25 protein-coding genes are annotated in these 25,990 nt (G+C 62.2%); 12 read left to right on the forward strand and 13 right to left on the reverse strand.

Going from position 1 to position 25,990, the window contains the following annotated elements; translation table 11 throughout:
* Positions 1–55: 55 nt before the first annotated feature.
* Positions 56–850 carry a YdcF family protein gene (locus ABIN98_RS04960; protein ID WP_346907937.1) on the forward strand — a complete coding sequence of 265 codons (795 nt, stop codon included), beginning with the start codon at positions 56–58 and terminating at the stop codon, positions 848–850.
* Between the two features lie 15 nt (positions 851–865).
* On the opposite strand, the gene ABIN98_RS04965 is transcribed toward ABIN98_RS04960, so the two are convergent.
* A complete protein-coding gene (locus tag ABIN98_RS04965; protein ID WP_346907939.1) occupies positions 866–1,270 on the reverse strand; it encodes a group II truncated hemoglobin in 405 nt (134 codons plus the stop codon).
* 221 nt (positions 1,271–1,491) lie between these two features.
* Here ABIN98_RS04965 and ABIN98_RS04970 point away from each other — a divergent pair, with 221 nt between their 5' ends.
* The 4 genes from ABIN98_RS04970 (at position 1,492) to ABIN98_RS04985 (ending at position 6,341) form a co-directional block, all read left to right on the forward strand.
* A complete protein-coding gene (locus ABIN98_RS04970; protein ID WP_346907941.1) occupies positions 1,492–2,328 on the forward strand; it encodes an FkbM family methyltransferase in 837 nt (278 codons plus the stop codon).
* 187 nt (positions 2,329–2,515) lie between these two features.
* Positions 2,516–3,802 (forward strand): cytochrome P450, encoded by a 1,287-nt coding sequence (locus tag ABIN98_RS04975; protein ID WP_346907943.1) that lies wholly within the window; start codon positions 2,516–2,518, stop codon positions 3,800–3,802.
* Positions 3,803–3,831: 29 nt separating this feature from the next.
* On the forward strand, positions 3,832–5,109 hold the full coding sequence (locus ABIN98_RS04980) for a cytochrome P450 (protein WP_346907944.1): 1,278 nt from the start codon (positions 3,832–3,834) through the stop codon (positions 5,107–5,109).
* On the forward strand, positions 5,106–6,341 hold the full coding sequence (locus tag ABIN98_RS04985; RefSeq protein WP_346907946.1) for a cytochrome P450: 1,236 nt from the start codon (positions 5,106–5,108) through the stop codon (positions 6,339–6,341). Before ABIN98_RS04980 ends, ABIN98_RS04985 begins: the two co-directional genes overlap by 4 nt.
* Before the next feature lie 6 nt (positions 6,342–6,347).
* On the opposite strand, the gene ABIN98_RS04990 is transcribed toward ABIN98_RS04985, so the two are convergent.
* The 4 genes from ABIN98_RS04990 to pdhA are packed head-to-tail and all read right to left on the reverse strand — an operon-like array spanning position 6,348 to position 10,646.
* Positions 6,348–7,448 carry a Glu/Leu/Phe/Val dehydrogenase gene (locus ABIN98_RS04990; RefSeq protein ID WP_346907948.1) on the reverse strand — a complete coding sequence of 367 codons (1,101 nt, stop codon included), beginning with the start codon at positions 7,446–7,448 and terminating at the stop codon, positions 6,348–6,350.
* A gap of 15 nt (positions 7,449–7,463) precedes the next feature.
* Positions 7,464–8,588 carry a dihydrolipoamide acetyltransferase family protein gene (locus ABIN98_RS04995; protein ID WP_346907950.1) on the reverse strand — a complete coding sequence of 375 codons (1,125 nt, stop codon included), beginning with the start codon at positions 8,586–8,588 and terminating at the stop codon, positions 7,464–7,466.
* Positions 8,579–9,559: an alpha-ketoacid dehydrogenase subunit beta gene (locus tag ABIN98_RS05000; protein ID WP_346907952.1), complete on the reverse strand. Its 981-nt coding sequence runs from the start codon at positions 9,557–9,559 to the stop codon at positions 8,579–8,581. The genes ABIN98_RS04995 and ABIN98_RS05000 overlap by 10 nt, the downstream gene beginning before the upstream one ends.
* 1 nt (position 9,560) lies before the next feature.
* Entirely contained in the window at positions 9,561–10,646 is a 1,086-nt protein-coding gene (pdhA, locus tag ABIN98_RS05005) for a pyruvate dehydrogenase (acetyl-transferring) E1 component subunit alpha (RefSeq protein WP_346907954.1), read from the reverse strand.
* A 242-nt stretch (positions 10,647–10,888) separates the two neighbouring features.
* On the opposite strand from pdhA, the gene ABIN98_RS05010 reads away from it, so the two are divergent.
* The 4 genes from ABIN98_RS05010 to ABIN98_RS05025 all read left to right on the forward strand — a co-directional run bounded on the left by ABIN98_RS05010 (position 10,889) and on the right by ABIN98_RS05025 (position 13,953).
* Positions 10,889–11,275, forward strand: coding sequence for a DUF302 domain-containing protein (locus ABIN98_RS05010; protein WP_346907956.1), 387 nt, complete (start codon positions 10,889–10,891; stop codon positions 11,273–11,275).
* Positions 11,276–11,386: 111 nt separating this feature from the next.
* The gene (locus ABIN98_RS05015; protein ID WP_346907958.1) at positions 11,387–11,890 is read left to right on the forward strand and encodes a hypothetical protein; all 504 of its coding nucleotides are present in this window, start codon (positions 11,387–11,389) and stop codon (positions 11,888–11,890) included.
* Between the two features lie 180 nt (positions 11,891–12,070).
* Entirely contained in the window at positions 12,071–13,018 is a 948-nt protein-coding gene (locus ABIN98_RS05020) for a 3-hydroxyacyl-CoA dehydrogenase (protein ID WP_346907960.1), read from the forward strand.
* Positions 13,015–13,953, forward strand: a complete 939-nt coding sequence (locus ABIN98_RS05025) for a 3-keto-5-aminohexanoate cleavage protein (protein ID WP_346907962.1) — start codon at positions 13,015–13,017, stop codon at positions 13,951–13,953. The genes ABIN98_RS05020 and ABIN98_RS05025 overlap by 4 nt, the downstream gene beginning before the upstream one ends.
* An 85-nt stretch (positions 13,954–14,038) precedes the next feature.
* Here the strand turns inward: ABIN98_RS05025 and ABIN98_RS05030 are convergent, their stop codons facing one another.
* The 4 genes from ABIN98_RS05030 to ABIN98_RS05045 all read right to left on the reverse strand — a co-directional run bounded on the left by ABIN98_RS05030 (position 14,039) and on the right by ABIN98_RS05045 (position 19,169).
* Positions 14,039–16,513, reverse strand: coding sequence for a HAMP domain-containing methyl-accepting chemotaxis protein (locus ABIN98_RS05030; protein WP_346907963.1), 2,475 nt, complete (start codon positions 16,511–16,513; stop codon positions 14,039–14,041).
* Positions 16,514–16,754: 241 nt separating this feature from the next.
* Entirely contained in the window at positions 16,755–17,297 is a 543-nt protein-coding gene (locus ABIN98_RS05035) for a VOC family protein (protein WP_346907965.1), read from the reverse strand.
* Positions 17,298–17,343: 46 nt separating this feature from the next.
* Entirely contained in the window at positions 17,344–17,547 is a 204-nt protein-coding gene (locus tag ABIN98_RS05040; RefSeq protein ID WP_346907966.1) for a DUF2783 domain-containing protein, read from the reverse strand.
* Positions 17,548–17,558: 11 nt separating this feature from the next.
* A complete protein-coding gene (locus ABIN98_RS05045) occupies positions 17,559–19,169 on the reverse strand; it encodes an FAD-dependent oxidoreductase (RefSeq protein ID WP_346907968.1) in 1,611 nt (536 codons plus the stop codon).
* A 359-nt stretch (positions 19,170–19,528) separates the two neighbouring features.
* Here ABIN98_RS05045 and ABIN98_RS05050 point away from each other — a divergent pair, with 359 nt between their 5' ends.
* Complete coding sequence (locus ABIN98_RS05050; RefSeq protein ID WP_346907970.1) at positions 19,529–20,722, forward strand: IS481 family transposase; 1,194 nt, start codon at positions 19,529–19,531, stop codon at positions 20,720–20,722.
* Between the two features lie 256 nt (positions 20,723–20,978).
* Here ABIN98_RS05050 and ABIN98_RS05055 read toward each other — a convergent pair whose 3' ends face one another.
* The 4 genes from ABIN98_RS05055 to hmgA form a co-directional block, all read right to left on the reverse strand.
* Complete coding sequence (locus ABIN98_RS05055; protein WP_346907972.1) at positions 20,979–21,938, reverse strand: MBL fold metallo-hydrolase; 960 nt, start codon at positions 21,936–21,938, stop codon at positions 20,979–20,981.
* Positions 21,935–22,153 (reverse strand): hypothetical protein, encoded by a 219-nt coding sequence (locus ABIN98_RS05060; protein ID WP_346907973.1) that lies wholly within the window; start codon positions 22,151–22,153, stop codon positions 21,935–21,937. Before ABIN98_RS05060 ends, ABIN98_RS05055 begins: the two co-directional genes overlap by 4 nt.
* 133 nt (positions 22,154–22,286) lie before the next feature.
* On the reverse strand, positions 22,287–23,555 hold the full coding sequence (gene fahA / locus ABIN98_RS05065; protein ID WP_346907975.1) for a fumarylacetoacetase: 1,269 nt from the start codon (positions 23,553–23,555) through the stop codon (positions 22,287–22,289).
* 112 nt (positions 23,556–23,667) lie between these two features.
* Positions 23,668–24,969, reverse strand: a complete 1,302-nt coding sequence (gene hmgA, locus ABIN98_RS05070) for a homogentisate 1,2-dioxygenase (RefSeq protein ID WP_346908023.1) — start codon at positions 24,967–24,969, stop codon at positions 23,668–23,670.
* A 296-nt stretch (positions 24,970–25,265) separates the two neighbouring features.
* Here hmgA and ABIN98_RS05075 point away from each other — a divergent pair, with 296 nt between their 5' ends.
* On the forward strand, positions 25,266–25,625 hold the full coding sequence (locus ABIN98_RS05075; protein WP_346907977.1) for a hypothetical protein: 360 nt from the start codon (positions 25,266–25,268) through the stop codon (positions 25,623–25,625).
* Between the two features lie 132 nt (positions 25,626–25,757).
* Positions 25,758–25,961, forward strand: a complete 204-nt coding sequence (locus ABIN98_RS05080) for a hypothetical protein (RefSeq protein ID WP_346907979.1) — start codon at positions 25,758–25,760, stop codon at positions 25,959–25,961.
* Positions 25,962–25,990 lie beyond the last annotated feature (29 nt).

Genomic DNA, 25,990 nt, shown 5'->3' on the forward strand with positions numbered 1-25,990 from the left:
AAGTCGCCAAAGGATATGGTTTAATTGCCGGACCCTCTGATTCCCGGACCCGTGCATGTTTTTCTACCTTTCCAAGATCCTGTTTTTCCTGATCCGGCCGACGAACTTCCTGATCATCCTTTTGGGCCTTGGCCTTCTGTTGAGACTTGGCCGCTGGCCGCGGACCGGCATGACCGCGATCGTCGCCTCTTTTCTAGGGCTCGTGATCCTCGGCTTTTCGCCTGCGGCCAATCTTCTGCTTCAACCGCTCGAAGACCGCTTCCCGCAGCCGGCCAGCCTTCCGCAAGTCTACGGGATCATCGTTCTCGGCGGGGCCGTGGACACGGTGACGTCCGGCGCGCGGGGTGAGCCCGCGCTGACGTCATCGGCCGAACGGCTGACGACCGTCGCCGGTCTCGCACGAAAGCTTCCCGACGCGAAGATCATCCACACGGGCGGTCAAGGCCTTCTCGTGCCTGGCCAGACGACGGAATCGGCCGTGGCCGTTGAACTGTTCACAGATTTCGGGATCGATCCGGAGCGGATCGTTCTGGAGGACAAATCGCGGAATACCTGGGAGAACGCGGTCTTCACCCGGGACCTGGTCAAGCCCAAACCCGGCCAGACCTGGCTGCTGGTGACCTCCGCCTATCACATGCCGCGCGCCATCAGCGTGTTCCGAGCCGCTGGCTGGAGCGGACTGACGGCCTGGCCCGTCGATTACCGCACACGAGGTCCGGACGGCAAATATCTTGGCTTTGCCGGAGCCTCCGAAGGGCTGAAACGGTTCGATATCGCTTTCCGGGAGTGGATCGGTCTGGCGGCCTATTGGCTAACCGGACGCGGCACGGAATTCTTTCCGGCGCCGTAAAGCGCTCCGCGGATTTTAAGGCTTTTCCGGCTGGTTGCGCATCCAGTCGGCAAGCTTCGCCATGTTTTCATAGAGCACGGCGCGGGCTTGCGCGTCGCTGACAACCTCCTCAAGGGCGCCACGCATGCACATGAGCCAGGCGTCCCGCTCCCCTTCGCCGATCGCGACATGCATATGCCGCTGGCGCATCCGGGGATGGCCCTTTTCGGGCGTGTAGAGCCTCGGGCCGCCGGTCCACTCGGTGAGATACCGCTTCAGGTCAGTCCGGGTCCGGCCGAGATCAGCCGGATGCAGCGCGCGAATGCCCTTGGCCTCGTCCAGGGTATCCATCCGGTCGTAAAACAGATCCACCAGCCGGTCGATCGCGGCAGATCCGCCAAGCCGGTCGAATAAAGTGTCTTTCTGCGCGGCGTTTTCCACGTCGTCTCCGCTGTTGCCATTGCGATTGCGCGCCGCCCCGTGTCGGGCGCCGCCCGGCGACTATAGCCCTCCGACCCGGAGTTTTCACCGCTCTTCATTTGGCTGGGTATTGGAGTGGCGCAAGTGCCGCAGCTTGGTTCCCGTACCAGTAGGATCATGCTAGACAAATTCAATCGGATGGACGGGAGCCGTGAGGCTCATTGCAGGGAGAGCTTTAGACAATGAGCCAGACGACGACGCTTCCGGACGGACGGACCGTACACTGTGTGAATGCCTATGAAGTGGGATACGGCTGGCACGAAGTCGTCTCCGACGACCTCACGGAGCGCGGCCTGGACCTGCCCTCCGACGGCACCTATCTCGACGTCGGCGCCAATATCGGCCTGTTCTGCCTGCGCCTGCACGACCTCTGCCCGAACGGGCGGATCTTCGCTTTTGAGCCGATGCCGGCCGCCTTCGAGGCCCTGAAGGACAATGCCGCTACCATGGGCGAAAACGTCAAGGCCAACCACCTGGCGCTCGGAGCTGCCCCCGGTCAGGCCAAATTCGATCACTATCCGGCCCTCTCCGCCCTTTCCACCGGCGATTCGGCTGTTGGCAAAACCCTTTCCGAAGGACTGAAGAAGCTCTTGTTCGGTCAGGGCGGGGCCAGCGCGGATATCCGCGCGGTCATCGACAGCACCGGCACCTATGAGCGGCTCGGCGACGAGGAGTTCATCGAGCACCTGTTTCAAAGCGAAGAGGTGACCGCGGATGTAGATACGCTCGACAATGTGGTGGAGCGTTTCGGCATCGACACCATCGACCTCTTGAAGATCGACACGGAAGGACAGGAGCGCGCGGTTCTGGACGGGATCAGCCCGACCCTTTGGCCGCGCATCCGGCAACTCCTGGTAGAAGTACACCAGGGTCCGGAAGAATTGCAGGAAATCCGCGCCGAATTTGAGGAACACGGTTACAGCACCGTCGTTGAAGACCATCCGATGGCCCAGGGCGGTGCGCCGGTGTTCCACATTTATGCCCATCGCCCGGAATCGGCTAAATATCACAGGTTGTGACATCCCGTTTTCGGGACGACCTGAAAAAATATCTGGATTGAGTTGACCATGCGTCAGGTGTCGGTCTTGCACAGCGGCCATGGGGTGGGCAATATCTGATCCGACGTGTTCTGTATCGACGGCGCATACGAGCGGCAGTGTGTCGTAAGCCGTTTTATTTTCCTCAATTCGGCTCCGGAGCGCCTCTATGCCCAGTACCCAGCAAGGAACCCAGGAATCCGTTCAAGGCGCAGGTTCCGCCCTGCCGCCGTCCTTCGACATCGACTGGTGGACGATGCTGACGGATCCGGACTATCTCAAGAACCCCTATCCCGAGCTGAAGCGGATCCGCGACCTTGCGCCGATCCACTACGACGCCGGCTCCGGCATCTATTTCGTTATGGGCCACAAGGAATTCACCTCGATGGCCAAGACGGAGGCGATGGGGCGCGACACGCTTTACTGGGCCAATGGCTGGAGCAGCCCGGAAAACCGGAAAAACGACCCGGACACCTACGAGCTGTTCATCGACTTCCAGCCTCAGATGATCAATGCCAATCCGCCCGATCACCGGCGCATGCGCGGCGTCTATGACAGGGCGTTCCGCCCGAAGGACATGGCGCGCTATCTGCCGATGATCAGGCAGGAGTGCGACAAGCTTCTGAACCAGTTGCCGGTCGGCGAACCGTTCGACTTCATGGCCGCCTTTGGCAACCCGCTACCGCATCGCATATCGCTGAAGCTGTTCGAAATTCCCGAAGACATGGAAGAAACGATTGCCGGCTGGATTTCCGACCTGAGCTGGCTCGGCAACATCGTGATGACGCCGGAGCAAAAGCGCAACGTCAAGAAGTCCAACCACGAGTTCAAGGACTACGTGCGCGGGCATCTGGACAGGCTGCGGAAAAATCCGGGCGACGGCCTGATCAGCCTGGCGCTGGCGGCCGCCGAGGACGGCACCATGGACGAGGAGGAAACCCTCAACAACGTGGTGATGCTGATTGCAGGCAGCAAAACGACGCTGACGCTGCTCGGCAATGGCCTGGTCACCCTTTTGAAGAACCCGGCGGAATTCGACAAGTTGCGCGCCGACCGCAGCCTGATGCCCCGGGCGATTGAGGAAATGCTGCGCTACGAGCCGGGCAGCAGCATCATTCCGCGCGCCGGCGTCGAGGATTTCCAGCTGGGCGACATCGTCATTCCGGCAGGCGCGCTGGCCATCGGTCTGGTCGGCTCGATCAACCGGGACCCGGCACGGTTCGAAGACCCGGACAGGTTCGACATCACCCGCAAGCCGAACCATCACTCCTCCTTCGGCGGCGGCGCCCATATCTGCATCGGCAAGGCGCTCGCCCGCATGACCACCGAGGTGGCCTTCAATGCGCTGATGGACCGGTTCGACAAGATCGAGCTGGCCGGAGATGCCGAGTGGTGGACGGACCGAAGCGATCAGCGGGGTCTGTGGTCCCTGCCCCTGAAGCTGACGGCAGCCTGAGGGAGAGCCGGAAAGAGAGGCAAACCGCGATGGCTGAGCACCGTTTCGAGCAATCCGGCCCTGCCGGTCCGGAGATCGACTGGTGGACGATGCTGACCGATCCGGAATATCTCAAAAGCCCCTACGCGGACCTGAAACGGATCCGGGAACAGAAGCCGGTCCATCAGGATCCGGTGACCGGCGTCTATTTCGTACTCGGCTACAACGAATTCCGCCAGATGGCCACCGCGCCCGAAATGGGCCGTGACACGCGGCTGTGGTCCAACGGCTGGAACCGGGACGAGGTCAGGCAGAACGATCCGTTGACCTATAACCTGTTCAGCGAATTCCAGCCGCAGATGACCAACGCGAATGCGCCGGATCACCGGCGCCAGCGTGGGGTCTACGAGAAAGCCTATCGGACCTCGGATCTGCAGTCTTTTCTCCCGATGATCGAGGCGGAATGCGCCCGGCTTCTGGATGCACTCCCTCCGGGCGAGCCGGTCGACTTCATGGACGGGTTCGCCCATCCCCTGTCGCGCAGCCTCGCCCGCATTGCCTTTCAGATACCGCCGGATATGGAGGATCAGGTTGCGGAGTGGATCGCAGCGCTCGGCCTAATCGGCAACATCATCATGTCGCCGGAGCAGAAGCAGAACGCGCAAACAGCGTTGCGCGAATTCAAGGTCTATCTGAGAGATCGTCTGGCTTCGGGCATCGACAGGCCGGGCGAAGGTTTTGTCGGCCTGGCGATTGCCGCTTTCGCCAACGGCACGATGGATGAAGACGAGACGCTGAACAACCTGATCACGTTGATCGCCGGCGGAACGGCAACGGCCACCCTTCTCGGCAACGGGCTGCTGACCCTGTTGAGGCATCCGGACCAGTTCGCCCGGTTGCGGGCGAACCGGGATCTTCTCAATCCGGCGATCGAAGAGATGCTGCGCTTTGAACCGGGCTGCAGCTTTATCCTTCGCGTCGCCATCAAGGACTTCCAATGCGGAGAGGTCAATATCCCCGCAGGATCGCTCGCCATCGGACTGATGGGGGCGACCAACCGCGATCCGGAGCGTTTTGCGGACCCGGACGTCTTCGATATCGAGCGGCAGCCTAATCCGCACAACGTCTTCGGCGCCGGGGCGCATATCTGTCTTGGCAAGGCGCAAGTCCGCCTGACGGCCAAAGCCGCCTTTACCGCCCTTATGGACCGGTATGATCACATCGAACTCGCCGGCGATCCGGTCTGGTGGGGACACCGCAGCGATCAGCACGGCCTCCACACACTGCCCCTGAGGTTGGGGGCCCTGCGGCTGGGAAACGGGACATGAACACAGCGACATCTGCGGACATCGATTGGTGGACCCTGCTCACCGATCCGGACTATCTCACCAACCCGCATCCGCATCTCAAGCGGATCCGCGAGATCGCGCCGATCCACCTGGACCCGGCCTCGGGCATCTATTTCGTGCTCGGTCATGACGCCTTCAACGCCATGGTCCGCGCCTCGGAAATGGGGCGCGACACCCGGCTCTGGACCGACGGCTGGAGCCGGCCGGAAAGCAAGGACCGGGACCCGCTGAGCTATGAACTCTTCAGCGAGTTCCAGCGCCAGATGGTCAATTCCAACCCGCCCGATCACCGCCGAATGCGGGACGTCTATGAGAAAGCGTTCCGCCCGGCCGAGATCCCGCCGCTGCTTCCGATGATCGAGCGCGAATGCGCGCAACTGCTCGATGCGCTGCCGGTCGGTGAACCGGTCGACTTCATGACCGGCTTCGCCAATCACCTGCCGCTGCGCGTTTCCCGGAACCTGTTCGATATTCCGGCCGAGATGGACAGCGAAATGGCCCGCTGGAACCAGGCGCTGATCAAGATCGGGGACATCATGATGACCCAGGATCAGAAGCAGGAGGCGCTGGATTCCTTGCGCGCCTACAAGGCCTATCTGCGCGGCCATCTGGCCGACCGTCGGGCGCATCCGGGAAACGGCTTTGTCGATGCGACGCTGGAAGCGCTCGACAACGGCACGATGGACGAGGACGAGACCCTGAACAACATGAAGGGCCTGATCTCCGGCAATGAGACGACGGTCAACGTCCTCGGCAACGGATTGCTGTCGATGCTCCGCAATCTGGATCAATTCGACAAGCTGCGCTCCGAACCGGAGCACATGCGCACCGCCATTGAGGAAATGCTGCGCTTCGAACCGAGCATCAACTTCATCCTCCGGGTGGCGATCGAGGATTTCAAATACGGCGACATGGTCATTCCCGCCGGATCGCTGGCGCTCGGCCTGATCGGCGCGATCAACCGGGACCCGGCGCGGTTCGACGACGCGGATGCGTTCGACATCACCCGCCGGCCCAATGCCCAGTATATCTTCGGCGGTGGGCCGCATGTCTGTATCGGCGCGCCGCTGGCGCGGCTCGAAGTCCAGGCCGCCTTCACCGCCCTGCTGGACCGGTTTTCCCGGATCGAGCTGGCCGGCGAGCCCGTCTGGTGGACGGACCGAACCAATCAGCGCGGCCTGCAGTCCCTGCCCGTCCGGCTTATAAAATAGAGCAGGTTATCGCCGCAAAGCCATCGCCTTGCGGACCCGTTCCTCGGCGATAGCAAGCGCGACGGTGCGCGGCAGGATCTGTTCCGCCTTCGCTCGTTTCAGCACTTCCATGGTGTTGCCGTAGACCAGATCCCTGATCGACGTCAGGGCATCGCTTTGCGAGCCGCCGCGATATTCGACGGCGGCACAGATCACCCCGCCGGCATTGGCGATGAAATCGGGCACCACATGCACGCCGCGGGCATGGAGGTGCTCTTCGGTTCCGGACGCTGCCGGGATATTCGCGCCCTGGAGGACAAGGCGCGCCTTGATCGCATCGACATTGTCCATGCGGATGACATCCGGGCGTGCCGCCGGGATCATGATATCGCAATCGCTGGTAATGGGTCCTTCCGGGCCGATGACCGTACCGCCCTCATAGGCGGAAACGCTTTTGCCTTCCGCCTTGAGGGCCAGTAGCCGGCCCATATCCAGTCCGTCCGGATTGTAAATCCCGCCGCGGGAATCGGAGGCGGCGACAATGACCGCGCCGCGGTCCGCCAGGAAGCGCGCGGCCCAGCGGCCGACGGCGCCGAAGCCCTGCACCGCCACGCGCGCGCCTTCGACCCGGATCCCCAGAACCTCCTCGGCTGCCTGGGCGGCCGCGGCCAGCCCAAGACCGGTCGCGCCGATCTGGTCGAGCGGGATGCCGCCGATTTCCCGCGGTAGGCCGACTGAGCGGCCGATCTCGTCGCGCATCCAGGCCATCACGGTCTCATTGGTGCCCATGTCCGGCCCGACGATATAGCTCTTGATCTCGCCGATCGCCCTGGCGAAGGCACGCAGGAGATCCTCCTTGGCCTCCAGCGGCATGTTAGGATCCTCGAGGACGATCGACTTGGCGCCGCCATGGGGCAGGCCCGCGGAGGCGTTTTTCAGCGTCATGGCGCGGGCAAGGCGAAAACATTCCTCGGCCGTCGCATCGGGAACCATGCGGCAACCGCCGATCGCCGGGCCGGCAGCGGTGTTGTCGACCACCAGAAGCCCGCGCAACCCGCGTTTCGGATCGGTGATCTCGATGACCTTTTCCGGCCCCAGAGTATCCGCGAACTCAAATCTGCCTGCCATGAAAATCCCTCCCTCTCAACCCGGGTGCTCCAGGTCGTGCAAGACCGCGTTCAGAAACCGTGCCGCCTCGCCGCCGGTAACAGCCCGATGATCGAAGGTCAGCGACAAGGGCAGGTACTGCCGCGGTTCCGGGCCGTTTTCACCCCACACCACCTTTTCGCTCACCCTGCCGGCACCGAGGATCGCCACCTGCGGCGGGCGGATCACCAGCGCGGCGAAGGCGCCGCCCAGCGGACCGAAGTCGGACAGGCTGACTGTCGCCCCGAGCTGGTCCTGCCGGCCCAGCCTTTGGGCCCGTGCGACGGCAATCAGGCGGTCCAGTTCGGTCCGGATCTGGTTGGCTTCCTGCGATCCGACGTCCTGCAGGACCGGCACATAGAGACCCGTGTCCGTGTCCACGGCAACGCCGAGATTGACCGTCTCGTGGATCCTTCGGGTTATTGCCTTGGGGTCGAACCAGGCGTTCAGTGCGGGTTCCGCCTCGGCAGCCTTAGCCATGGCCCTGACCAGCCGCACCAGCACATCCGCCTCAGGCGAGATCCACGACGAGACATCGGCCCAGTCCTGGACCGTCGCCGGCACGACCTGCGCCCCGGCTTCGGCCATGTTGCGCGCCATTGCCTTGCGCGCGGCGGAAAAGGGCTCCCACCCCGCCCGCGTTTCCGTCCCGGCCAAAGACACGACATCGGCCCGGGTGATGGTGCCGTCCGGTCCGCTCCCGGTCACCGTTTCAAGGTCAATGCCCTTCTCGCGCGCCAGCGCCCGGGCTGCCGGCGCCGCCCGGACAGGTCCTGTCGTCGGCTTCGAGGAGCGGTCTACCGATAGGCTTTGCGCTGTTTTCGGCACTTCCGGTTTGCTTCCCTCAAGGTCCCCGACGATCTGGCCCTGATCGACCCGCTGGTCGGTTTCCAGATCGACCAGCGGTGCGCCGACGGCAATCTGTTCACCGGTTTCGGCGTTCAGGGCCTTCACCGTTCCCGACCAGGGAGACGGAATTTCGACCACCGCCTTGTCGGTCTCCACGGAAACCAGCGGCTGGCCGGAGACCACCCGGTCACCGGGCGAGACATGCCATTCGACGATTTCGGCTTCGGTCAGCCCCTCGCCGAGATCCGGCAGATTGAACGGGATCACTGCCATGCCATGACCTTCCGAATTGCAGCACAGACGTCGTCCTTCGACGGCAGATAAAGCTGTTCCTGGCGCGGCAGCGGCGGCACGATATCCGGCGGCGTCACCCGGCGGACCGGCGCGACCAGTGCATCGAGTGCCTCTTCGGCGACCCTCGCCGCGATTTCTGCGCCGAAGCCTGCGGTTCGCGGCGCCTCATGGACGATCACGCAGCGTCCGGTCTTCCTGACGGAGGCAAGCAGCGTTTCGGCGTCATAGGGTTTCAGGGTCGCGACATCGATGACCTCGACATCGACGCCCTCCTCCGCCATCGCTTCGGCTGCCTCCAGGCAGTCACGGGTGATGGCGCCCCAGGAAATCACGCTGACGTCCCGGCCCTCGCGCAGAACGAAGGCCTTGTCGAGCGGCAAACCGGCGCCGTCTGGCGCCACCTCTTCCTTGAAGGCCCGGTAGATCCGTTTGGGCTCGAAAAACACCACCGGGTCCGGATCGCGGATCGCCGAGAGCAGCAGGCCATAGGCGCGCGCAGGCGACGAGGGAATGACCACCCGCAGGCCGGGGATATGAGCGAAGATCGCCTCGATGCTTTCCGAATGGTGCTCGGGCGCGTGGACGCCGCCGCCATAGGGCGCGCGCAGGACCATCGGACAGGTCAGGCGCCCCCTGGTCCTGTTGCGCAGCCGGGCGGCATGGTTGGCCATCTGGTCCAGGGTCGCATGAATGAAGCCCTGGAACTGGATTTCGGCGACCGGCTTCATGCCCTGGGCCGCCAGCCCGACCGAGACCCCGGCAATGGCCCCTTCCGACAGGGGCGTATCCAGCACCCGGCCCGACCCGAAATGCTGCCACAGCCCGTCCGTTGCCCGGAACACACCGCCGTCGATGCCGACATCCTCGCCGAGGATGATGACCGCCGGGTCCTCCTCCAGCGCCTTGGAAAGCGCGGACCTGACCGCTTCGACAAGAGTGAGCTCGGCCATCTCAGCGCTCCGCCAGCAGGTCGCGCGCGGCCCTCAGGTCCGCGGGCAGTTCGCAATAGGTGTAGTCGACAATGGCCGTGGCCGGTTGCGGGTCAATTCCGAGATAGCTTTCAGAGGCCGCCTTGACCGCGCTGTTGATCTCCTTGCGCAACGCCTCCTCCTCGTCCCGGCTCCAGCCGTGCGCCTCGGTCAGGTGCGTCCGCAGGCGCGCGATCGGTTCCTCGGGCCAATGGCTGCTGACCTCGGCATCCTCCCGGTAGCGGGTGGCATCATCGGAGGTGGTGTGATCGGACAGACGATAGGTCAGGCATTCAATCAGCGTCGGCCCCTCGCCTATCCGCCCGCGCTCGAGTGCACGCTCGACCGCGTCTCGTACGGCGATCACGTCGCAACCATCGACCTGTTCGCCGGGCATACCGGCGCCGATGGCCTTCTGCGCCAGGGTCTTTGCCGCCGTCTGGGCGGCGCGGGGCACGGAGATGGCCCACTGGTTGTTGTTGACCACAAAAACGGCGGGCACTTTCCAGACACCCGCCATATTCATCGCTTCGTAGAAGTCGCCCCGCGACGTGGAGCCGTCGCCGCCGACGACGACGGAGCAGCGGTCCTCCTGTCGGAGGGAGAAAGCCAGACCGACACCGACGCCGTGGCAATATTGGGTACCGACCGGAACACAGACCGGGAAGTCCTCCCTTGGCCCGGAAAAGTCCGAGCCTCGCTCATCGCCGCCCCAGTAGAGAAGCAGCTCTTCCATGCGCACACCGCGCCACATCTGCGCGCCGTGCTCGCGGAACGACGGCACCAGCACGTCATCGGGGCGCATGGCCGCGGCGATGCCGATGGCGACCGCTTCCTGACCGAGGGAAGAAGCATAAGTGCCGAGCCGGCCGGTTCTCTGAAGGGCAATCGCCTCCGTATCGAAGGCGCGCGTTTTGAGCATCCCCTCGTAGAGCCGGACCAGTTCGGTTCTGTCGGCGGCAAATCCGGGTGCTGAAGCAGCCAATTTGCCGTCAACGGACAGATAACGCGTGAAAGGGATCGTGAATTCGGCCGCAGTCACAGCCGCCTGCATTCTGTCGTCAGCCATTGCCGTCTTTTCCCGTCCTTAAGGCTTCATCCTCCCACCGATGCAACCTGCTGCCATTGACGTCGATCAACGCGAAAACCGGCAGGGGTTGAAAAGGTGAAACCGTTCGGTGTCGCGTTCTTGCCTCTTTCGGATGGTTCCACTTGAAGACGCGCAAACAGATGCTGCCCGGTAAGAAAATCAGCCGGACGTCATTGTAGATCGTACCGACCGCACAGGTCACAAGGCTTAGGAGGCCTGAGATGAGCTACACCTACAACCGCATTCTTTCCGGCGTGAGCTTCGAGGACGCCGACAAGAGGGTTCGCGCAGCGCTCGCCGAAAACGGCTTCGGCGTGCTGACGGAGATCGACGTCAAGGCGACCATGAAGAAGAAGCTCGACGTGGATATGGAGCACTATCTCATTCTCGGCGCCTGCAATCCCATGATGGCCCACAAGGCGATCGAACTGGAACCACGTGTCGGCGCCATGCTGCCGTGTAATGTGATCCTGCGGACCGTCGACGGCGGCGTGGAAGTCAGCGCCATCGATCCGGAGGCTTCCATGGCTGCGATCGACAATGCGGAGCTCAAGGCGGTTGCCTCCCAGGTCCGCGACATGCTCAACGCGGCGGTGGACGCGGCCTGAAGCGGCAAGACACCCTGCAAGCGCTGGTCCCAATCCCTGCATATTCCGGTTTTTCGACTCGCCGAGCTGTGCGAAGATTTTCAAATCCCATCGATATGCAGGAGCGACCGGATGAGCGCGCAGGAACAGACACTTGGCCGCCGGATCATGCGGCTTCCCGGACAATTGCTGCTCGCCCTTATCAATGCGACGGCAATTCTGGTAATTGTTGCCGCCATCCTGGCGATCATCGCATTCAACCGGTTCGAAACCGCCGGCGCAAATCTCGCTGCCGACCTCACCGTAAAGGCCGTTGCCGAACTCGGCGTGACACCGGACGCCTTGAAAATGAAGCTCGCTTCTCTTGAAGAGAAGATGGAGGCCCTCAAGGCCGGTCTCGCCCAGGCGAAGCAGAATGACGACGGCCCGCTGCGGGCGCAGATCGCGGGGCTCGATACGACGTTGAGCGAATTGAAGGCCGCCGTCGTCAAACTCGGCGATGCCCAGCCGGCGGTTGCCGACGCCGCCATCAAGCAGATCGGCGCAACCGTGACCGACATACTGCTGCAACTCAGAAACTGCGGGGCATCGGGAGCAAAAATGTCAGGTGGCGTCATGGATTTGCCGACAGGCTGACCGGCGCTACCCTTTAACGTGCAAACCGTTCAAGGTTTCCGCAGGACAAAAACCGACGGCGAACCGATTTGTCTTTTTGATGGCTTTTCTTCCTGTCGCCGGTTTGCTTTGCTTAGGCCTCAAAACGGATTCCGGCGAATGATGTCGCCTTGAAATCCGGTCGCACCGGGAGGACTTAACTTGGCGAAAATCGCGATCGTGGGCTCGGGCTTTATCGGCCGGGCCTGGGCCATCAGTTTTGCGCGCGCGCAGCACGACGTAGTCCTGTGGGACAAGGATCCGGCCCAGCCGGAAAAGGCAATCGCCTATATCGCCGATGTGCTGGAGGACCTTCAGGCTAATGACCTTCTCGACGGCCAGACCCCGGACGTTGTTCTTGCCCGCATCAGCGCGGAAGACGACCTGGCAAGATGTCTAGAGGGCGTCGATTACGTTCAGGAGAACACGCCGGAACAGGTCGATGTAAAGCGGGAGATCTTCACCCGCCTCGACGAACTGGCGCCCCCTGACGCCATTCTGGCAAGTTCCACGTCGGCCCTGCTGCCGTCGACATTCACCGCGCACATCAAACACCGGGACCGGTGCCTCGTCGCCCATCCGATCAACCCGCCGTATCTGATCAAGGCGGTGGAAGTCGTCCCGGCGCCTTGGACCTCGCCGGAGGCGATGGAGAAGACGCGCGAACTCATGCTCGATGCCGGCCAGTCGCCGATCATGATGAAGCAGGAGATCGACGGCTTCATCATGAACCGCATGCAGGGCGCGCTCCTGGAAGAAGCCTTCCGCTTGGTGGCGAACGGCTATGCCAGCGCGGAGGACGTCGACATCGGCATCCGCGAGGGCCTTGCCGCCAGATGGGCCTTCATGGGCCCGTTCGAGACCATCGACCTGAATGCCCCGGCAGGTGTCAGGGACTATGCCACCCGTTACCAGGGCATGTTCGCGAACATGTTCGAACAGATGAAATACCGCGTCGACTGGGCCGGACCGGTCCTCGACGCGATCGAGGCCGAGCGGCGGGAACATCTGCCCGCCGAGGGTCTGGCAGACAGACAGAAATGGCGCGACCGCCGCCTGATGGCGCTCGCGGCCCACAAACGCAAGGCTGAGGAGGACATCGGCAAATGAGTACTGCTAACAAGGGCAAGGTCATCATCACCTGCGCCATCACCGGGTCGATCCATACGCCGACGATGTCGCCCCACCTGCCGATCACGCCCGACGAGATCGTCTCGGAAGCGCTCGCCGCGGCCGAGGCCGGCGCCGCGATCCTGCATCTGCATGCGCGCGACCCGGAAAACGGCAAGCCGGATCAGAGCCCGGAAGGCTTCGCCCGCTTCCTGCCGCGCATCAAGCAGTCCTGTAACGCCGCGCTGAACATCACCACCGGCGGCAGCCCGTTCATGAAGGTGGAGGAGCGCGCCCTGCCGGCGGCGACCTTCAAGCCGGAAGTCGCCTCGCTCAACATGGGCTCGATGAACTTCGGCCTCTTCCACATGGCGGAGAAATTCGAGACCTTCAAATACGACTGGGAAAAGCCCTATCTGGAAGGCTCGAAGGATCTGGTGTTCCGCAACTCCTTCAAGGACATCGAGTATATCCTTACGACCTGCTACGAGAACGAAACCCGGTTCGAGTTCGAGTGCTACGACATCTCGCACCTCTATAACCTGGCGCATTTCGTGGACCGCGGCCTGGTCAAACCGCCGTTCTTCGTGCAGTCCGTGTTCGGCCTGCTCGGCGGCATCGGCACCCATCCGGAAGACATCCAGCATATGAAACGCACCGCCGACCGGCTGTTCGGCTCCGACTACCGCTGGTCGGTTCTGGGCGCCGGCTCCAGCCAGCTCCGGATCGCAGCCCAGGCCGCAGCCCTTGGCGGTAACGTCCGTGTCGGTCTGGAGGACAGCCTCTGGGCCGGACGGGGCAAGCTTGCCGAATCCAACGCGGATCAGGTGAAGATGGCGAAAAAGATCATCGAGGGCCTCGGCCTGGAGGTCGCCACGCCGGACGAAGCGCGCGAAATCCTGTCCCTGAAGGGCGGCGACAAGGTCGCGTTCTAAGCCTGCAGCCTATTTTCGCAATCCATACAAAAGCCCCCGGAAGTCTGTTCCGGGGGCTTTTCATTCTAGATGTGGCGTAGCGCCATCAGGCGGCGGCAACCCGCGCCAGGAAGGTTTCGATTTCGCTCTTCAGCGCGTCGCTGCGTTGGCCCAGATGTCCTGCCGCGGTCAGGACGGTACCAGACGCCGCCTGGGTCTGCTCCACCGTTTCGGCGAGATCGTGCATGTTGTCCTGCACGGCGCGGGTGCCCTCCGAGGCGCGCTGGACGTTGCCGGAAATCTCGCTGGTGGCCGCGCCCTGCTGAGTGACCGCCGAGGCGATCGACTGGGTGTAGCCGTCCACTTCTTCCATGGTGCTGGAAATGGCCGAAATCGCGTTGACAGCGTCGGTGGTCGAGCCCTGGATCGCTGCGATCTGGGAGGAGATTTCCTCCGTCGCCTTGGAGGTCTGGGTCGCGAGTTCCTTGACTTCCGCGGCCACGACCGCAAAGCCCCTGCCCGCTTCGCCGGCACGCGCGGCCTCGATGGTCGCGTTCAGGGCCAGGAGATTGGTCTGTTCGGCAATGGCCTGGATCAGGGTGACGACTTCGCCGATCCGATTGGCGGCCTCCGCCAGATCCTGCACCTTGCCGTTGGTGTCGCGCACCGCATCGGTCGCGGACGAGACGATATCGGTCGTACGCTGAACCTGGCTGCCGATTTCGCCGATGGAGGCGGACAGTTCTTCGGCCGCGCCGGCCACGTTCTCCACGCTCATGCTGGCGCCTTCGCTTGCGCTTGCCGTGTTGGAAGCCTGTTCGGCACTGTGCGCGGCAATGTCGCTCAAGGCCTTCGCGGTCGTGTCCATGTCATGCGCGGTTTCGTCGAGCGAACCGAGCAGCCCCTGAACACTGTCGCGGAACCCGGTTATCAGCGCATCCACCTGGGCCTGACGGTTGACCTGAAGGGCCTGGGCCTCTTCCGTCCGCTCTTCGAGGCGCTTGCGTTCCAGGTCGTTGTCGCGGAACACCTGAACGGTCCGGCTCATAGCACCGATCTCGTCGCGCTGAGCGGTCGCGGGGATCTCCACGTCCGTATCACCGCCGGCGAGCCGTGCCATGACGTCCGTCAACCGGCGGATCGGGCCGGCGATTACGATGGTCAGGGCAAAGGCCAGCAGAATGCTCACGGCAATGGCCGCTACAATGGCAGCCCCGATCAGCACCAACGCCGTATCTGCTTGTCTGGCGGTAGCCACTGATTGCTGTTCGGCCAAATCCGTAATCTGTGCACGCACCTGATCGGACAGGGCCGTCAGCTCGTTCGATGCGACCTGAAAATGATCGCGCGCCGTCAGCATCGAGGCGAATTCCGCCTCATACCCGTCCACCTCGGACGCGATCTGGCCCAGGATGTCCCGCATCTGGGAAAAGCCCTTGGCTTTCTTTTCAAGCGTCGCCAGGGTCGCGCGCAGGTTCTCGATATTGGCGTTCACGGTATCCGGGGTCGTCTCGCCGAAGTCGGACAGCAACTCCATGGTGGCCGAACGCGTCTCGAGCGTTGCCTGCAACAGGCTGTTGCCGCTTTTTGCAACCGCTTCGACGCGTGCCAGCTGGTTCCGGGCAGAAACCGAGGCTCCTTGAGCGGAATCGATGACGCCATAGATCAGGCCACGAACCATGTTCGCGCGGTTGTTGACCGTCTTGGCCTTGCCCGCAAGGCTGGCGTCCGGCTTGTTGATCGTAAAGGGGTTGGCCTTTGCGATTGCGTCCTTCAGGGCGGCTTCAAAGTCGCCGAGCATTTTTACCAGACCGTCCAGCATGCTGGCGTTCACGCCCTCGACCGTCATTCCGGCCGCCCAGCGGACCTCCTCCGTCAGTTCCTCGACCTTCTTCAGGGCTTCCTTGTAGAGGGTCTTCCGCGCCATTGTTTCTTGCGCGGTCACCGCCTCGTCAGACGCCGCCTGAGCCGCCTCGCTCAGGAACATCCCCTCGAGCAGGATCGCCCCCTCGCGGATCGACGACATGGTCCGGCCGAGTTCATCGGCGGCGGTCAGATTGGCAAGGGCCGCCGCTTCCTTGTTGGAGGCTGCGGTCTTTGCCTTGTCCATCTCGTCGGCGATCTGCTTTGCGATCGCTTCCAGGCGGCTCGCGGACTGCGTCAGCCGGTCTGCCTGCTCCGACTGGGCCGTGCTGCTGCCGACCAGTTTCCGGAACTCCGTCGTCAGGTTGTCGACCTTGTCGACAGCGGCGCTGACAGTTGCCTTTTCCGAGGAACTGTCTTCGATGCCATTGCCGACGGCAGAAAGGTCTGCGCGCAGCCGGTCTATCTGTGCCAGAGCGGCGTCCGCCCGTTCCGGTGTCCTGTCGGTCAGATAGGCTTTCTGGTCGGCGGAAGCTTCCTGCAGGCTTGCCATGACCGCGGTGGCTTTGGCGTTCATGTCCGACTGATTGCGCAACTGGACAATGGCCAGCGTTCCGACCAGCCCGACAGCCGCGGTCAGAATGGTGGTTGCGGCAAACCCGCCGCCGACCTTTATGGAAAACCGCAGATGGCCAAGTGGCTTCAACAACCAGTTCACGAGCACCCCTCCAGAACGGAAAATCGAAGGCACTACAGGGCGACAGCCATAAACAAATGGTGAAAAAACACTGTCATTTCAGACAGTTGAAAAACTGTGCAGCAGCCTGACGCAACGGGATCAACGACCTAGTTACCGCGATGCACAAAATTTCCGCGTGTGGACTTCCGGTACACCCAACCAAAGCAAAACAGCCCGGACACGGATGTCCGAGCTGTTTTCATTCAAAGGGATCGGATCGTCAGACTTCCGACAATTCCTTTTCGTGCATCCAGGCGGCATGCTTGGGGGCTTTCTTGGTCTTCGACCATTCCTCCAGCATGTCCCATTTCACGGCGTCGAGCTTCTCCAGCATCTTTTCTTCCTCCGGATCCGGGCAGGCCAGTTCAATGCGGTGGCCATTCGGGTCGAAGAAGTAGATGGAATGGAAGATCGAGTGATCGGTGACCCCGAGCACCTCGATGCCGTTCTTTTCCAGGTTCTCCTTGAACGCCACCAGCTCGTCGCGGTCCTTGACCTTGAAGGCGATGTGCTGGACCCAGGCCGGAGTGTTCGGGTCGCGGCCCATTTCCGGCTTGGTCGGCAGTTCGAAGAAGGCCAGCACGTTGCCGTTCCCCGCATCGAGGAAGATGTGCATGTAAGGGTCCGGCTCGTGGGTCGAGGGTACATGGTTCTCGGCAATCGCCAGAATGAAGTCCATGTTCAGGTTCTTGCCGTACCATTCGACCGTTTCCTTCGCATCCTTGCAGCGATAGGCGACGTGGTGAATTTTCTCGATCTTCATGGAATTGCTCCTCCAGTGAATCCGGCGCTGCGGCGCCGATCAGGCCTTAGTCCCCTGCAGATGCGTTCGCGGCTGCGGCGAGCGCTTCAGTCAGTACCGCCCGGTCGCCGATGTGATTGGCGAGGATCAGGATCAGCCGGGCGTTGAGGGCATCGCTTTCCGCCTTGGAAAGGCCCTCATGCGTGGCAAGCAGTTCGGCGTAGAAATCGTCCGCTCCGGCAATGTTCACGCTGGTGTTCAGAGTTGCCATGATCTTTCTCCTCAGGCGCGGCCGGTGGCGGTGTTGAGTGCGGCCCGAACGGCCTTTTCGTCATAGGCGGTCCAGCGGGCAGCCACGTGCTGGTCCGGACGCATCAGGTAGACGGCGGATGCCGCCTCGCCGAGATAGCGGTCCTTCAGTGCACCGCTCGGATCGTCGTTCGTGGTCAGCGACAGGCCCTCGATGGCGATGCCGCCCTCTTCCAGCGACGTCGGAACCTCCGCGTTGATCGCCAGCAGCTGGAACCGGTCGCCCAGACGGTCGAGCAGCCAGCCGCCGGAGACCGGGGCATCCACAGCCGGAGATCCGGGACGGGTGCGCACAGGCAGGCCGGCTGCATCCGGGCCGTTGAGCGGCGAGCCGTCATAGGTACAGGGTACCGACAGACGGCCGGAGTTTACGAACGGGCGGGCGAATTCATACGTTTCCGACAGATCCAGAACCGCATCGCGGAACTGACGGCTGACCTCAGACTTCGGCGTGATGAAGTCGGTCGAGCGGGACGAGTTCAGAATGTTCTCGTCCGCACCGTAGACCCGCTCCAGGTCATAGGTGTCGAGCAGACTGTCCGGCGCCTTGCCGTCCATGACCAGCTTCAGCTTCCAGATCAGGTTGTCCGTATCCTGCAGGCCGGAGTTGGCGCCGCGGGCGCCGAACGGGGACACCTGGTGGGCGGCGTCTCCTGCAAAGATCACCCGGCCGTGGCGGAACTGTTCCATGCGCCGGCATTGGAAGGTGTAGATCGACACCCATTCCAGATCGAATTCCACATCCGGGCCGAGCATGGCCTTCAGGCGCGGAATGACGTTTTCCGGCTTCTTCTCTTCGTCCTTGTCGATGTCCCAGCCGAGCTGCAGGTCGATGCGCCAGACATCGTCCGGCTGCTTGTGCAGCAGTGCCGACTGGTTGCGGTTGAACGGCGGATCGAACCAGAACCAGCGTTCGGTCGGGAAGTCCGCCTTCATCACCACGTCGGCGATCAGGAAGTTGTCCTCAAACACCCGGCCGACGAAGTCGAGGCCCATCATGGCGCGGGTCGGCGAACCGGCGCCGTCACAGGCGATCAGCCAGTCGGTTTCGAGCTGGTACGGCCCGTCCGGGGTATCGATGGTGAGCGCGACGTAGTCGTCCTTGGGCGTGACGCTGACGACCTTGTTGCCGCCGCGGATCTGGACCGGCTTGCCCTCGGCTTCCAGTTCCCGCAGGCGCTCATAGAGATAGAGCTCGAAATAGTATTGCTGCAGGTTGATGAAGGCCGGGCGGCGGTGGCCCTCTTCGGGCAGCAGGTTGAAGCCATAGACCTGACGCTCGTCGAAGAAGACCTTGCCGGTGTTCCAGACGACGCCCTTGTCGACCATGGGGTCGCCGCAGCCGAGGCGGTCGAGGATTTCCAGCGGACGCTTGGCGAAGCAGATGGCGCGTGAGCCCCAGCTCACCTTGTCGTTGTCGTCGAGCACCAGAACCGGCACGTCCTGCTGGGCCAGGTCGATCGCAGCGCCCAGGCCGATCGGACCGGCACCGATGACGATGACGGGATGGCGGACAGGTTTGCTCGTGTCCTGGTCGGCGGACCGCTGATAGGGATAGAGCGGCGTTTCGAAGATTTTAGACATATGGCCTCCCTTGGCCTCCCTGTGTTCCGGCAATTAGTTACGTTCGTAACTAATTTGATGCAAGTCTTTTCTGGTCCGGAATACTGCGTAATTTTGAGGTTTTTTCGGCGTTTCCGGACCGGTCAGCAAAAATGGCGCGCCATCTAAGGTCCATAACAAACCCTATTTGATCATCCCGGACGCCGCGCCAGCGAAGATCCGGGACCGGCGAATGAAGCAGGCCGGACCATGCCCGCTTGCTCCATTCTCCCCCCCTTGAGGGGGAGATGTCACGGTATGAACCGGTATGATGGGTAACAGTTCTATCCGGGAGGATGGGTAACAGGTCAGACTTACGCCGAACGAGGGAGGTTCGGGGTATGGGATTTCGGGAGACCTGTGCGATGGAAGAGCGTGTCCGGTTCTGCGTTTCGGTTGAAAGCGGAGAGGTGTCGATGTCGGAGCTTTGCCGTCAGTTCGGGATTAGCCGGAAGACCGGTTATGAGGTACTGAGGCGCTGGCGTTCGGGTGGCGCGGCAGCTTTGGCACCGCGCAGTCACGCCCCGCATCATAGTCCGCATGCGCTTGCGGAGACATCCCGGGAGGCGGTGCTTGCGTTGCGCCGGCGATATCCAAGCTGGGGTCCGAAAAAACTGCGCGCCTTTCTTCAGGCGCATGCCGATCCGGTGATTGTGGTTCCGGCTGCTTCGACGATCGGCGAGTTGCTGCGCCGGGAAGGCTTGAGCGTTGCGCGCAAACGCCGCCGCCGCGCGCCGCCCTGCTCCGTGTCCCCCTTTGACCAGGCCTTGCCCAACGACGTGTGGAGCATGGACTTCAAGGGCTGGTTCCGGACCGGTGACGGTCGCCGCTGCGATCCCTTCACGTTGCAGGACCAGGCGAGCCGCTATCTCTTGCGGGTGGTTGCCGTCCCCCGTCCCGACACGACCCATGTCTGGTCCGTTCTGGATGCAGCCTTCCGCGAGTTCGGCCTGCCACGGGCTATCCGTTCCGACAATGGGGCGCCCTTTGCCTCGACCGGAGCTGCCGGCCTGTCGGGGCTGGCAGTCCGGCTCATCAAGGCTGGCGTTCGTCCTGAACGCATTGCCCCGGCCTCGCCGCAGCAGAACGGCCGGCTGGAGCGCTTGCACAGAACCTTGAAGGATGAAACCGCCAATCCACCGGCGGCCAACCTGAAGGCCCAGGCCGACCGATTTGTCCGCTTTCGGCAGACCTACAATGAAGAGCGTCCGCATGAGGCACTCGGCATGGCAACCCCGGCAGCCGCCTATACAGACTCATCAAGACCCTGGAGCGGCAGGCTGAGATCACCCGACTATGATCAAGGAACATGCGTGCGCAGGGTGCGCCAGAACGGCGAAATCAAGTGGCGCGGCGGCACCGTTTATGTCTCCATGGCCCTCGTCGGAGAGCCGGTCAGCATTGAAGAAGCCGACACCGGGCAGCTTGAACTCCGTTACGGACCGGTATTCATCGGCTACATCACAGAAGACCTAAAACTGCGGTGGCCCACACGAGGCAGAAAAACAAAAACTGTTACCCATCCTCCCGGATAGAACTGTTACCCATCATCCGGGTTGCACATCACCAAAGGTGACAGAGGGGGGTAACGGCACTGGCGTCATTCCACCGGACCGCTTTTGTTTCGGCGAGGCAGAACACCCCCCTCTGTCCGCTGGCGCGGACATCTCCCCCTCAAGGGGGGAGACTGGCGCAAGGGGGGGCATGAGACTTGCCAATCCCGGCGTCCGAGTTGATGCCAAAATCCGATTTTGACACCAATCTCTGACGGCATGCCATTTCAATCGCGAATCAGCCTTGCAAATCGGCCCACATGTCCGCATCGCGCTGCGCGGTCCAGATGCGCGGGGTGTCGATGCCCAGCGCCTCGTCATAGGCGCGTGCCACGTTGAACGGCAGGCAGTGCTCGTAGATCGCGTAGTCGGCGAACTTGGGATCGCACTCGGCGCGGCAGGCGTCCCAGGCTTCCTTGAGCGAGCCACCACCCTGGGCGATGCGCGCCACGGGCTTGTAGGTGGAGGAGACGAAGTCAGCGGTGGCGGTCAGGGCCTTGTTGACCATGTCCTTGCCGACGAGAGCATCGCCCCGGCCGGGTGCGATCGCTTCGACATCGAAGGAGCGGATCGCTTCCAGCGTTCCCGGCCAGTCGTTGAAGTGGCCGTCGCCGCAATAGCAGGCGGAGTGATACTCGACGATGTCGCCGGTGAACATGACGTTCGCGTCCGGAACGTGAATGACGATGTCACCTGCCGTATGGGCCCGACCGACGAAGCGCAGGTCGACGCGGCGCTTGCCGAGATAGACGGTCATGCGGTCGTTGAAGGTGGTGGTCGGCCAGGTGAGCGGCGGCACCTTGGCGATATCGTCATAGCCCATGAACAGGCGCGGGAAGCGCATGAATTCAGATTCCCGATCTTCCGCACCACGCTCGACGACCATGGAGCGGGCCTTCTGGCTCATGATGACGGTCGGCGCCTTGTAGGCGGCAGCCCCCAGCACGCGCACGGCGTGATAGTGGGTCAGCACCAGATGGCTGATCGGCTTGTCGGTGACGGAGCGCACCTTCTCGATCACCTTGTTGGCGAGTTCAGGGGTTGCCTGTGCCTCGACGATCATGACGCTGTCGTCGCCGATGATGACGCCCGTATTCGGATCGCCCTCGGCGGTGAACGCCCAAAGGTCCTTGCCGATCTCGGTGAAGGAGATCTTCTTTTCCGCCATGTCGCCCTGGGATGCGAATTTCTTGCTCATCTCGGTACTTTCTCGTTGTCTGCTGTGTCGTCAGTTCCGGAATTCGATTGCTCGATGAAGATCTTGAGCGTCCGCCCCTCGTCCTGGAGCAACATAAAGCGAATGCTTATGCCGTAGCGAACCAACTCCCGATACTCACCAATGACCTCCAAGCGGGTCACGTTTTCCAAGCCATCGATGTCTATTTGGTCAGGCAGCCTTTCGGTCGTATCCATTTTCGCCAACCCCTTTGAAGAACACAGTCCACTCAGATTAGTCAGACTGCACTGCTGGGAAAGGTGTTTAGCTACATCGTCCTTTTCAACCGCCTGTTCGATGGCTCAAAATATGGAACGACCGGTTCAAAACTTACTTGTTCCGGGCGTACGGGTCCTCCAGTGCCGGCAGAAGCTTGCCGACGCAATCGCCGAAGCCGATGCGGTAGCCGTCGCCCTCGGCGGCGCCCGACAGGGTCAGCGTGTCGCCGTCCTCGATGAAGGTCCGGGTAGAGCCATCCGGCAGCTCGATCGGCTCCTTGCCGCCCCAGCTCAGTTCCAGAAGCGAGCCGCGCTCCGGCTTGGTCGGGCCGGAAATGGTACCGGAACCAAGCAGATCGCCGACATTCATCGGAGACCCGGCGGTGGTGTGATGGGCAAGCTGCTGGGCCGCGGAATAATACATTTCCTTGTAGTTCGTCCGCGACAGCACATAAGCCTCATTCGCGCCTTCCGGCTGGATGGAGACGGAAAGAGGAATGTCATAGAGCATCGGGCCCGGCTCGGCGAGATAGGGCAGAAGCTCCTTCTCGCGCGGTGGCGTGGAGGTGCGGAACGGCTCAAGTGCAGCCTTGGTGATGATCCAGGGGCTGATCGTATTGGCCGTCGCCTTGGCCTGGAACGGCCCAAGCGGCTGGTATTCCCAGGCCTGGATGTCGCGCGCGGACCAGTCGTTCAGGAGAACGTAGCCGAAGATCATGTCATCGGCTTCCTGGACGGTGACCGGGCCTTCGGAGCGCTGACCGACGATGGCGCCCATTTCCAGCTCGATGTCGAACCGGCGCGAGGGCATGAAGGCCGGCATATCCTTGTCGGGCGACTTCAACTGGCCCCAGGGGCGGCGAACGTCAGTGCCGGAGACAACGACGGACGACGCACGGCCGTTATAGCCGATCGGGATATGCAGCCAGTTCGGCGGCAGGGCGTTTTCCGGTCCGCGGAACATGGTGCCGACGTTGAAAGCGTGGTTCCGGCCGGCATAGAAGTCGGTGTATTCGGCGACCTTGAACGGCAGGGAGAGCGTGGCATCGGCCATCGCCACCAGGAATGGTTCCACTTCGGCCTGCTTCGCCGAGCCTTCGGCAAGAAGCGCGGTCAGCTCGGAACGGAAAGAGGCCCAGACCGCCTGGCCCAGCGCCATGAAATCATTCCAGTAAGGAACATTCAAAACCTTGGCGTCGCCGCCCGGCTTGAGAAGACCGGCGGCTTCCATGCCGGCGACATCGACGATCCGGTCGCCCAGCGCCACACCGCAGCGGGGGGCTTCATCACCGATGGCGAAAACGCCGTAAGGCAGGTTGTTCAGCGGAAACGCGGTCTCCGCGGAATTGGCGCTGGCGACCCAGCTGCGCATCAGAGGCATGATTGACCTTTCAAATTCATTTCGTCTTCTGCGGTGCGAACCGGCCCGAACCGGATTGGACCGGCCCGTCTTAAAACGACGGACCGGCGTCGTGAACCGCAGGTGTGTGTTGTTATTTGTCCCAGGTGCCTTCCGGGGTGCCGTCGAACTTCTTCTCGATACCGTCCCAGCAGTCGACATAATCGTCCTGCAACGGGGCCTCCTTGCCGGCAAACGCCGTCAGGTGCTGCGGGAAACGGGTTTCGAACATGAACGACATGGTGTTGTCGAGCTTTTCCGCCTTGAGATCGGCATTGGACGCGCCCTCGAAGGCATTGTTGTCCGGCCCATGGGGCAGCATCATGTTGTGCAGGCTCATGCCCCCGGGGATAAAGCCCTTCGGCTTGGCATCGTACTGGCCGTAGATGTTGCCCATCAGTTCCGACATGATGTTCTTGTGATACCATGGCGGGCGGAAGGTGTTTTCAGCCACCATCCAGCGCTCGCGGAAGAGCACGAAATCGATGTTCGCCGTGCCGGGCACGCCGGACGGCGCGGTCAGGACCGTGAAGATCGACGGGTCCGGATGGTCGAACAGGATCGCGCCGACCGGGCAATAGGTTCTGAGATCGTATTTCACCGGTGCGTAGTTGCCGTGCCAGGCGACCACGTCGAGCGGCGAATGGCCGATCTTGCAAGTGTGGAACTGGCCGCACCACTTGATGGTCAGGGTCGAGGGGACTTCGCGGTCCTCGTAAGCCGCTACCGGCGTCTTGAAGTCACGCCGGTTGGCCATGCAATTCGCGCCGATCGGGCCGCGGCCGGGCAGCTCGAACTTCTGGCCGTAGTTTTCGCAGACGAAACCGCGTGCCGGTCCTTCCAGCACTTCCACCCGGTAGACGAGACCGCGCGGAATGATGGCGATTTCCTTGGGCTCCAGATCGATGATGCCGAGTTCGGTGGCAAATCGCAGCTTGCCTTCCTGGGGTACGATCAGGAGTTCGGAATCGGCGGAGTAGAAATATTCGTCCACCATGGATTCGGTGACGAGATAGATGTGGCTTGCCATGCCGACCTGGGTGTTGACGTCACCGGCGGTGGTCATGGTGCGCATGCCGGTCAGCCAGGTCAGCTTCTGATCCGTGTGCGGCACCGGATCCCAGCGGTACTGGCCGAGCGATACCACATCGTCGACGACATTCGGCGCCGACTTCCAGTACGGCAGGTCGATCTTGGTGTAGCGGCTGGAATGCTTCACCGACGGGCGAATGCGGTAACACCAGGTGCGCTCGTTCTGATGGGAAGGCGCAGTGAAGGCGGTGCCGGAAAGCTGCTCGCCATAAAGGCCGTAGGCGCATTTCTGCGGGCTGTTCATGCCCTGGGGCAAAGCACCGGGCAGCGCCTCGGTCTCGAAGTCGTTGCCGAAGCCCGGCATGTACTGCAACTCGTTCTGGCCGTGTTGCGCAGCACCTTTTCCGACGATGTCGCTGTCGATCTGGTCCATGTCCATATCCTCCCTGAAAGGGGCCCCGAGAGGGGCTGACATAATTTAGTTTCACTTGTAACCATTTTGATTTCGGGGGTCAAGGGAGAATGCGGATGGTTCACTGCCGCGGACATTCAAAAGGCGTTCCCGGAACGACCTCGCACAGCCCCCCAGCCCTCGCGCATCTTGTCAGCTCCACCTCTATCTGTTATTAGAACAAAACAGGAACATTAATGGAGACCCTCATGCTGGCCGATCCCGTCACCGAAGAGGTTTTTGCAACCGGATACGCGGCACACAACGCCGGAAAACAGGAAACCGGGCCGGCAGAAGTCCGCATTATCGACGTCACCGCGACGGACGTGGAGACCATGCTGGTCTATCTCCAGAAGACCTTGTCGAAGGCGGAACAGATTCGCGAGCGCACGACTGTGGGCAGTTACCTGGACAAGGTGCTGGCAAAGACCATGGAAAGCATCGCCGTGGAGATGACCCAGCTTCGCTATCTCCTTGCCCACCCGGACTATCCCGTGCCGCCAGGCCTGGCCGGCCTGTTCGTTTCCACATCCGCTGCCCCGACCGGCCGCATGCAGCCGGCGATGTGAACCAGCTCCACAGGTTAACCAACAGTTAAACTTCTGGAGCCCGATTGTCCGGTTTTCCTCCCGAAGCCCGCAACTTTTGATAGTTTACCCTTCGGAAAAGCAGTCATTAACTGCATAAATCGGGGTAGAAGCATGATTACGTCAGCGGTCGGGGTCCCGCTTTTGATGGCCTATGCGATAGGAGCATCCGTCTTTTTTCTTTTAAGCCTTTCCGAACTTGCCAGACATCGCAAGCTCAAGCCGGTCGTCGTCCTGGCAACGCTTGGCTGCGCGGGGATCTGGCCAGTCTCAATTCTGATCGTCCTGCTGATCGGGCCGAAACGCTTGGCGAATTAGGCCAGTCACGCCCACATTATAAGCAGATC

The organism is uncultured Roseibium sp., from assembly GCF_963675095.2.
Lineage (GTDB): Bacteria > Pseudomonadota > Alphaproteobacteria > Rhizobiales > Stappiaceae > Roseibium.